At 65.9% G+C, this 6,541-nt stretch carries 8 protein-coding genes; 7 read left to right on the top strand and 1 reads right to left on the bottom strand.

The features are described from left to right. Position 1 precedes the first annotated feature (1 nt). Positions 2–928, bottom strand: a complete 927-nt coding sequence (locus EJI00_RS24535) for a YgfZ/GcvT domain-containing protein (RefSeq protein WP_126750078.1) — start codon at positions 926–928, stop codon at positions 2–4. Positions 929–1,059: 131 nt separating this feature from the next. On the opposite strand from EJI00_RS24535, the gene mltG reads away from it, so the two are divergent. The 7 genes from mltG (at position 1,060) to EJI00_RS24500 (ending at position 6,411) form a co-directional block, all read left to right on the top strand. Next, entirely contained in the window at positions 1,060–2,094 is a 1,035-nt protein-coding gene (gene mltG, locus EJI00_RS24530) for an endolytic transglycosylase MltG (protein ID WP_126750077.1), read from the top strand. After that, positions 2,091–2,762: a dTMP kinase gene (gene tmk, locus EJI00_RS24525; protein ID WP_126750076.1), complete on the top strand. Its 672-nt coding sequence runs from the start codon at positions 2,091–2,093 to the stop codon at positions 2,760–2,762. The genes mltG and tmk overlap by 4 nt, the downstream gene beginning before the upstream one ends. Continuing rightward, the gene (locus EJI00_RS24520) at positions 2,759–3,781 is read left to right on the top strand and encodes a DNA polymerase III subunit delta' (RefSeq protein ID WP_126750075.1); all 1,023 of its coding nucleotides are present in this window, start codon (positions 2,759–2,761) and stop codon (positions 3,779–3,781) included. The genes tmk and EJI00_RS24520 overlap by 4 nt, the downstream gene beginning before the upstream one ends. Further along, complete coding sequence (locus EJI00_RS24515) at positions 3,778–4,155, top strand: PilZ domain-containing protein (RefSeq protein ID WP_055806688.1); 378 nt, start codon at positions 3,778–3,780, stop codon at positions 4,153–4,155. The genes EJI00_RS24520 and EJI00_RS24515 overlap by 4 nt, the downstream gene beginning before the upstream one ends. Before the next feature lie 131 nt (positions 4,156–4,286). Beyond that, the gene (locus EJI00_RS24510; protein WP_126750074.1) at positions 4,287–5,096 is read left to right on the top strand and encodes a TatD family hydrolase; all 810 of its coding nucleotides are present in this window, start codon (positions 4,287–4,289) and stop codon (positions 5,094–5,096) included. Beyond that, positions 5,093–5,770: an ankyrin repeat domain-containing protein gene (locus EJI00_RS24505; protein WP_126750073.1), complete on the top strand. Its 678-nt coding sequence runs from the start codon at positions 5,093–5,095 to the stop codon at positions 5,768–5,770. The genes EJI00_RS24510 and EJI00_RS24505 overlap by 4 nt, the downstream gene beginning before the upstream one ends. A 158-nt stretch (positions 5,771–5,928) precedes the next feature. Further along, positions 5,929–6,411 (top strand): DUF2726 domain-containing protein, encoded by a 483-nt coding sequence (locus EJI00_RS24500; protein WP_126750072.1) that lies wholly within the window; start codon positions 5,929–5,931, stop codon positions 6,409–6,411. Positions 6,412–6,541 lie beyond the last annotated feature (130 nt).

Raw genomic sequence — 6,541 nt, 5'->3', positions numbered from 1 at the left:
CCTAGATATCTTCGAGCAGCGGATACGGCAGCGGCTCAACCGTGAGCGCCGGGCCGTCGGCGCCGCCCGCGTGCAGGCCGCCGGTTTCGAGCGCCGATATCTGGATGGAGATCAGCGCGGCCCAGCCGCCGCCGGGCGCGGGCGCGGCCTGCGCCACCGTTCCCACGGGCTGATCGGCGTCGCTGGCGGCAAACACTTCCTGGCCCGCGCTCACCGGCGCATCGGCCTGTACCAGGTAGGTGCGGCGCTTCAGCGTGCCGCGAAACTGGCTGCGCGCGACGATTTCCTGGCCCGGATAGCAGCCCTTCTTGAAATTGACGCCGCCGACCGATTCATAGTTGATCATCTGCGGCACGAAGGCCTCGATTACCGGGGTGGTCACCGTCACGATGCCGCTGCGTACCTCGCTCCATTGCCAGAGCTCCGCGTCGAGCGACGGGCCGGCGGGCACCGGGCTGCCGGCGGGTGCAATCCACAGCGCACGCGGTACGCCGTCGGCCGGGTAGAGCGAAACGGAGCTGATGTCCGTACCGATGGCGGTGCGCTGGCCGGGCAGGGCGGCGGCGTCCAGGCCGTTGCCCGTCAACGCGGTGCCGGCAAGGCCGTACAGCGAGAACTGCTCCGTGGCATCGGTGAGCTTGGCCTTGGCGCGCAGCACATACATAGACAGGCGCTTGAGCGTGGCGGCCAGGATGTCGCGGCTGCAAACCAGCAGCACCAGGTCGGGCTGCGGCCGAATACCTATGAAGCTGGCAATCACCCGGCCCTTGGCGGTGCAAAGGGCGGCAAGCCGGGCCTCCGTGGCGCCGAGCAGCGAAAAATCCTGCGTGAGCTGGCCGTGCAAAAAGCTGGCGGCATCCGGTCCTTCGGCGCGAATCACGCCAAGGTGCGAGAGGGCGGTAACACCATTGAGAACGACAGTAGTCATCGCTGAATTATCATGGTCGAAGCCGTTCCGTCCGGCCTGCAGGGAAACTTGCCGTTGTTCCCGCAGGGCCACCGACTTTTCGCACCGAATCCTCGATTCGTTTTTCCTCTTCCTGTCATTCCATCGGACCCGTGCGCCGCTTCTTTCTTACGCTCTTTCTGCTTGCCGCACTGGGTGCGCTCGGCCTTGGCGCCGCCGGACTGTGGTGGGTGCACCAGCCGCTCAAGCTGCCCGCGCCCAGCCTCGATCTCTCCGTGGAGCCGGGCACCACGCCCCGCGGCGTTGCGCAGGCGGTGGCCGATGCGGGTGCCGACGTGCAGCCGCAACTGCTCTATCTGTGGTTCCGCGTTTCTGGCCAGGACCGCCAGATTCGCGCCGGCAGCTATGAGCTGGAGCGCGGCATCACGCCCAAGATGCTGCTCAACGTGCTGGTGCGCGGCGAAGAGGCCACGCGCAGCCTGGTGCTGGTCGAAGGCTGGAACTTCCGCCAGGTGCGCGCCGCCCTTGCCAAGGCCGAACAGCTCAAGCCCGAGACCGTCGGCCTGCCCGACGACGCGCTGATGGCCAAGCTCGGCAGGCCCGGCGTGCACCCCGAGGGACGCTTTTTCCCCGACACGTACACCTATTCGAAGGGCTCGACCGACATTGCGCTGCTGCAGCGCGCCATGCGAGCCATGGACAAGAAGCTCGAAGCCGCTTGGGCGGCACGGGCGGCCGATTTGCCGATCAAAACGGCCGATGAGGCGCTTATTCTGGCCAGCATTGTCGAAAAGGAGACAGGCAAAGCCAAGGACCGCTCCGAAATCGCCGCCGTGTTCGTCAACCGGCTGCGCACCGGCATGCCGCTGCAAACGGACCCGACGGTGATCTACGGCATGGGCACCTCGTTCGACGGCAATCTGCGGAAGAAAGACCTGCAGGCCGATACGCCCTGGAACACCTACACCCGCGGCGGCCTGCCGCCCACGCCCATTGCGATGCCGGGCAAGGCCGCGCTGCTGGCGGCAGTGCAGCCGGCGCAAAGCAAGTCGCTGTACTTTGTTTCACGCGGCGACGGCACCAGCCAGTTCAGCACCTCGCTCGACGAGCACAACCGCGCGGTCAACCGCTACCAGCGCGGGGGTGGAAGCAACAATGGCGAACCCAAACCGAAGGTCGCGCAATGAGTGAAGGCTTGTTTCTGACGCTCGAGGGCATCGACGGCGCGGGCAAGTCCAGCCATCTGGATGCGATGGAAGCGCTCTTGAAAGCGCAGGGCCGCACGGTGGTGCGCACGCGCGAGCCCGGCGGCACGCCGCTGGCGGAAACCTTGCGCGGGCTCATCCTCGAGCAGCCGATGGACCCGCTGACCGAGTCGCTGCTGGTGTTCGCGGCACGGCGGGATCACGTCACGCAAATCATTGAGCCTGCGCTGGCCCGCGGCGACGTGGTGCTGTGCGATCGCTTCACCGATGCCACTTTTGCCTACCAGGGCTCGGGCCGCGGCTTCGATGCGCAGGTGCTGTCGACGCTGGAGCAATGGGTGCAGGGCAGGGCGGACACCGCCGCCGATGCCGCCCGACTGCTGCAGCCCCACATCACCCTGTGGTTCGACCTGGCGCCCGAAATCGCCGCCCAGCGCTTGGCCGGAGCGCGCTTGCCAGACAAGTTCGAATCCCAGCCGGTCGAATTCTTCCGGCGCGTTGCGGCAGGCTACGCAGCCCGCGCGGCCGCCGATGCGCAGCGCTTCGTTCGCATCGACGCCAGCCAGACACGCGACCAGGTCTGGCAGCAGGTCGAAGCGGCGCTTGTCGCGCGCGGCGCGCTGGCACCCGCGACCGGTGTCACTCGATGAGCACGCCGCAGCTTTCGCCCTGGCTCCGCCGGCCGCTCGCAGAGCTGCTGCGCCAGCGCGGCCATGCCTGGCTGCTGCAGGGGCCGTCGGGCCTGGGCCAGTACGAACTCGCGCTGGCGCTTGCCGCCGCCTGGCTGTGCGAACAGCCCAAGGCGGAAGAGGGCGGCACCGCCTGCGGCAAATGTCCCAGTTGCCACGCCATCGAAGTTCGAACCCATGCCGACCTTTGCGTGCTGATGCCTGAGGTTGCCATGCAGGAACTCGGCTGGCCGCTCGACGAAAAAGCCCAGGCGGACATCGACGACAAGAAGCGCAAACCCAGCCGCGAGATTCGCGTCGAAGCCATGCGCGACGCGGTCGGCTTTGCCCAGCGCACCAGCGCCCGCGGCCGCGGCAAGGTGGTGCTGGTGTACCCGGCCGAGCGCATGAACACCATCACCGCCAACGCGCTGCTCAAGACGCTCGAAGAGCCGGTTGGCGACGTTCGCTTTGTGCTGGCCAGCGAGGCCGCATGGCAGCTGCTGCCGACCATTCGCAGCCGCTGCCTCGGCTTTACGCTGCCGTGGCCCGCAACGGCCGAAGCCGAAGCTTGGCTGGGCGCGCACGACGTGCCCGCGGCCGATGCCGCCGCCTTGCTGCGTGCGGCAGGCGGCCGCCCCAGCGATGCGCTGCGGCTTGCGCGCTCCGGCCAGTCGCCCAAGGCCTGGTCGCTGCTGCCCAAGGCAGTGTTGCGCGGAGACGTCGCCGCGCTGGCGGATCAAGCGCCCTCGCAAGCCATCGGTGCGCTGCAAAAGCTCTGCCACGACCTGATGGCCGTTGGCAGCGGTGCCGAACCCCGATTCTTCGAGGCGGCCGACCTGCCGGCGGCGGTGCCTTCGCACCTGGCGCTTGCGCGCTGGTCCAAGTCGCTTGCCAATGCCGCCAGAACCGCCGAACACCCCTTCAATGCGGGCCTGATGCTGGAAGCGCTTGTGAGCGAGGCGCGAACCACCCTAAACTCTGTTCCTCGCCGACCATGAACCAACCCGCCGCCCCTGCCGCCGCCGCAACGCCTCAACGGCCGAGCGTGATCCAGCTCGCCATCAAGGAAAAGGGCGCGCTCTATGCCGCCTACATTCCGCTGTTTGCCGAAGGCGGCATCTTCATTCCAACCTCGCGCGAATACCGGCTGGGCGACGACGTCTACGTGCTGCTCACGCTGCCTGAAGACCCGCAGCGCTATCCCGTGGCCGGCAAGGTCGCGTGGATCACGCCGCAGCGCGCCGCCGGCAACCGGGCGCCGGGCGTGGGCATCCGGTTCCCGTCCGACGAAAAGTCGCGCCAGCTCAAGGCGCGCATCGAGGCGGCGCTCGGTGGCTCGATGGCCTCCGACCGCCCCACACAAACTATCTAAGCTCGAAGGTTAGGCTCGCCCCCAGGCTGCGCGCACTTCGTGTCGCTCCGCCAACCCCACCGGGGGCGACACCAGAGGCCCGGCAAAGCCGGTTCCTCGGTGTACCTGGCATCAGCCAGACAATCAGCGCCATGTTTACCGACTCCCACTGCCACCTCACTTTTCCCGAGTTCGCGGACCAGATGCCGCAAATCCGCGCCGCCATGGCCGAGGCACAGGTCGACCGGGCCTTGTGCATCTGCACCAAGCTCGAAGAGTTCGATGACGTTCAGGCCCTGGCGGCCCGCTACGACAACTTCTGGGCCAGCGTGGGCGTGCACCCCGACAACGAGGACATCGCCGAGCCCAGCGTCGACGACCTGATTCGCCGTGCAGCCTTGCCCAAGGTAGTGGCCATCGGCGAGACCGGCCTCGACTACTACCAGATGGAAGAGCGGAAGGGCGGCCGCAGCATTTCCGACATGGAATGGCAGCGCGACCGTTTTCGCGTGCACATTCGCGCCGCGCAGCAAACCCGCATGCCGCTGGTCATTCACACCCGCGAAGCCTCGGCCGATACGCTGGCCATCCTGAAGGAGGAGGGCGAAGACGGCTCCGGCAAGGCCGCGGGCGGTGTGTTCCATTGCTTTACCGAAACCGCCGAAGTCGCGCGCGCGGCGCTGGACCTGGGCTTCTACATTTCCTTTTCGGGCATCCTGACCTTCAAGAAGGCGCAGGACCTGCGCGACGTGGCGGCCTTTGTGCCGCTGGACCGCATGCTGATCGAAACCGACAGCCCGTATCTGGCTCCGGTGCCGTACCGCGGCAAGACCAACAATCCGTCGTACGTGCCGTATGTCGCAAAGCAGATTGCCGAACTGCGCAAGCTGCCCATCGAAGCAGTCGCAAAGGCCACGAGCGACAACTTCGAAACACTGTTCAAGGGAGTAAAAACAAAATGAAAAATTACATCAAGAAGTTCTTCTATCTGGCTGTCGTTGCTGCAAATTTTTCTGCACACGCGGGTTCGTTCGAAGATTTTTTCAGAGCTGTGCGCGGAGACAATGCCAGCGGCGTGCGAACTTTGCTGCAGCGCGGTTTCGACCCCAACACGCGTGACGAACACGGCCAGACCGGCCTGATCATCGCGCTGCGCGAGCCGTCGCCCAAGGTTGCGCAGGTGCTGCTCGAGTCGCCGCAAACCGACGTCGACATTGCCAACGCCAAGGACGAAACCCCGCTGATGCTGGCCGCCATCAAGGGCCAGCAAGACATCGTCGCCCAGCTGCTCAAGCGCGACGCCGCCGTCAACAAGACCGGCTGGACGCCGCTTCACTATGCCGCCAGCAGCGGCCAGCTGAGCATCATGAAAGTGCTGCTCGACAACTACGCCTTCATCGATGCGCAGTCGCCCAACGGCACCACGCCGCTCATGATGGCCGCGATGTATGGATCGACCGAAGCCGTGAAGCTGCTGCTGGCCGAAGGCGCGGACACCACGATGAAGAACCAGCTCGGCATGACTGCGGTCGACTTCGCGACCAAGGCCAATCGGCCGGAAGCCGCGCAACTCATCACGGCTGCAGCCGGCGCAAAGCCGGCTCCTCAAGCGATTCCCAAAGACGGCAAATGGTGAGCTCCGCGGCCCGGTTGGCCGCGGTTTGCGCACCTGGCACTGAGCCGCGTTCGTTCGACGCGAAGGCCTGAATCCGGCGTGCCGGCACAGGTCCGGCAAAACACCCAAAGGGGCGCCTGCGCAGTCATGCGAGACTCTGCGGAGAAGGAGAAGCAGAGATGAATACGTTCCTATTCATGGTCTTTTTGTTGGCCATCGGGCTGCTGGTGTTCGTGGCGCTCGCAAGAAAAAGGTCTGCGCAAAGCAGCAGCGGCTTTGTCGACAAGCCCAAGGCACGGCCGCCGCTCACTGCGCGCGAACAGGCCATGTACAACCGCCTCGTACAAACGCTGCCAGACCTGGTGGTGCTGCCGCAGGTCAGCTTCGGCGCGCTGCTCACGGCCCGCACGCGCGCCGCACGAAGCTCGTTCAGCCGCAAGATCGCGGACTTTGTCGTATGCGACCGTTCATTCAAGGTCGTCGCCGTGGTGGCGCTCGGCGACAAGAACAGCAAGGGCAAGTCGCAGCGCGACCTGGACCGGGACGCGCTGCTGGTAGAGGCTGGCTACCGCGTGCTGCGATATCCAAGGGTTCCGGATGTGGGACGTGTGGAGGCTGATTTCGATCCGACGATGGCTTCGGTGAGTCCTATGGGGTCCTGAGGGACACATGGTGCTTCGAGGCTCAATGTCGCAGTCCGCGGCGCTGAGAATCGCGCTACCGGCTCGCGAGAAGGCGCGAACTGGTACACCGCGGAGCTCTCTTGGAATTTGCTCTGGTCATCTGGCTAGA

The sequence above is a fragment of the Variovorax sp. DXTD-1 genome (genome assembly GCF_003984625.1).
Lineage (GTDB): Bacteria > Pseudomonadota > Gammaproteobacteria > Burkholderiales > Burkholderiaceae_C > Variovorax.
This window is presented reverse-complemented; position numbering and strand designations above follow the sequence as displayed.

What these genes read in the sequence shown, in the direction of transcription:
- EJI00_RS24535 (WP_126750078.1), bottom strand. Translation starts at nt 928, where the DNA reads ATGACTACTGTCGTTCTCAATGGTGTTACCGCCCTCTCGCACCTTGGC.
- tmk (WP_126750076.1), top strand. Translation starts at nt 2,091, where the DNA reads ATGAGTGAAGGCTTGTTTCTGACGCTCGAGGGCATCGACGGCGCGGGC.
- EJI00_RS24520 (WP_126750075.1), top strand. Translation starts at nt 2,759, where the DNA reads ATGAGCACGCCGCAGCTTTCGCCCTGGCTCCGCCGGCCGCTCGCAGAG.
- EJI00_RS24515 (WP_055806688.1), top strand. Translation starts at nt 3,778, where the DNA reads ATGAACCAACCCGCCGCCCCTGCCGCCGCCGCAACGCCTCAACGGCCG.
- EJI00_RS24510 (WP_126750074.1), top strand. Translation starts at nt 4,287, where the DNA reads ATGTTTACCGACTCCCACTGCCACCTCACTTTTCCCGAGTTCGCGGAC.
- EJI00_RS24505 (WP_126750073.1), top strand. Translation starts at nt 5,093, where the DNA reads ATGAAAAATTACATCAAGAAGTTCTTCTATCTGGCTGTCGTTGCTGCA.
- EJI00_RS24500 (WP_126750072.1), top strand. Translation starts at nt 5,929, where the DNA reads ATGAATACGTTCCTATTCATGGTCTTTTTGTTGGCCATCGGGCTGCTG.